The organism is Streptomyces sudanensis (genome assembly GCF_023614315.1).
In the GTDB taxonomy this organism is placed as follows: Bacteria; Actinomycetota; Actinomycetes; order Streptomycetales; family Streptomycetaceae; genus Streptomyces; species Streptomyces sudanensis.
In genome coordinates, this window is the sequence record NZ_CP095474.1 from 2461471 (window position 1) to 2463024 (window position 1554).

The window sequence follows — 1554 nt, forward strand, 5'->3', positions numbered from 1 at the left end:
TCCTTATTTTAATTGCCGAAGCCCGCCGCACAGCCCNNCNTCGGAGCGGGGCCGGGCGGGGTGGCGGCCTTCGGCACGGTGGGGCCGGATGGCGCGGCGATCCTCGAGGCCGCGGACTTCGGAGCGGGTCCGGACGGGATGGACTTCGACGTGATGGGGCCCGATACGACGCCCGGCTTCGAGACGGACTCCGAGCTGCCCGGCTTCGAGGTGGCGGGGTCGGGCTGTGCGGCGGGCTTCGGCGCGGCGCGCTTCGAGGCGGTCGGCTTCGGCGCGGCGGGCTTCGAGGCGGGTCCGGCCGTCGCGGGCTTCCGCACGGCGGAGCCGGATGCGGTGGCGGATTTTGAACCGGGCGTCGGCGCAGCCGACTTCGGCGTGGCGGTCTTCGACTCGACCGCCTTCAGCGCGATCGGCTTCGGCTCGGTCGACCTCGGGACGGCGGAGCCGGACGGTACGGCGATCTTCGAACCGGACCCCCGTGCGGCGGACTTCGGCGCGGCGGTCTTCGAGGGGGTCGGCTTCGGCGCGGCGGGACCGGGCGGTACGTCGGCCTTCGAAGCTACGGACCTTGAACCGGGCCTCGGAGCAGCCGACTTCGGCGCGGCCACCTTCGAGGTGGTGGACTTCGAGGTGGTGGACTTCGAAGCGGCAGCCTTCGAGGTGGCAGTCTTCGAAGCGGCGGCCTTCGACGCAGCGGCCTTCGAAGCAGCAGCCTTCGAGACGGCGGCCTTCGACGCTACCGACTTCGAGGCAGTGCTCTTCGAGGAAGCGGTCTTCGAAGTAGTGACCTTCGAGGTGGCGGCCTTCGAGGTGGCCGATTTCGGCGCGGCGGGACCGGGCGGCACGGCGGCCTTCAAGGCGACGGACTTCGAACCGGACCCCGAACCAACCGACTTCGACACGGCGGTCTTCGAAGTGGCGGTCTTCGAGGCAGTGGTCTTCGAGGTTGCCGGTTGTGAAACCACCGACTTCGACACGGCTGACTTCGACGCGGTGCTCTTCGACGCGGTGCTCTTCGACGCCGCCGACTTCGAAGCGGTGCTCTTCGACGCCGCCGACTTCGACGCGGTGGTCTTCGACGCCGCCGACTTCGACGCGGTGGACTTCGACGCCGCCGACTTCGACGCGATGGACTTCGACGCGCCGGACTTCGGGGCGGGCTTTCGTGGGGTACGGCTGGGCTCGGCCGGTTTTCGCGCGGTACGGCCGAGCCGGCCGGGCTCCGAGGCGGCGGGTTCTGAACCGGACCGAGACATGACCGGCTCCGACACGACCGGCTCCGACTCGGCGGGGCCTGACTCGGCGGAGTTCGACTCGGCGGAATCCGGCCTTCCAGCGGACCCCGGCTCCCCTGCCCCTGTCCCGGCCCCTCCGGGGACCGAGCCGCCAAGGTCCACTCCGACCGGATCAGGCGGGGCCCCGGGTTCCAGCGCGGCCCCCCGTCCCGGCAGGGCTCCCCGTTCCGACGCGGCACCCGGTTCAGGCGGGGCACCCCGTTCGGGCNGGGGGCCCGGATCGGGCGGNNNCCNTATACANNCANGNAGNNGNCGNCNG

General features: G+C 71.6%; 1 protein-coding gene. It reads left to right on the forward strand.

The genetic code is table 11. The features are described 5' to 3' along the window. Positions 1 to 60 precede the first annotated feature (60 nt). A partial coding sequence (locus MW084_RS11355) for a pentapeptide repeat-containing protein (protein WP_476718370.1) occupies positions 61 to 1503 on the forward strand: 1443 nt, incomplete at its 3' end. Between the last annotated feature and the right edge of the window lie 51 nt (positions 1504 to 1554).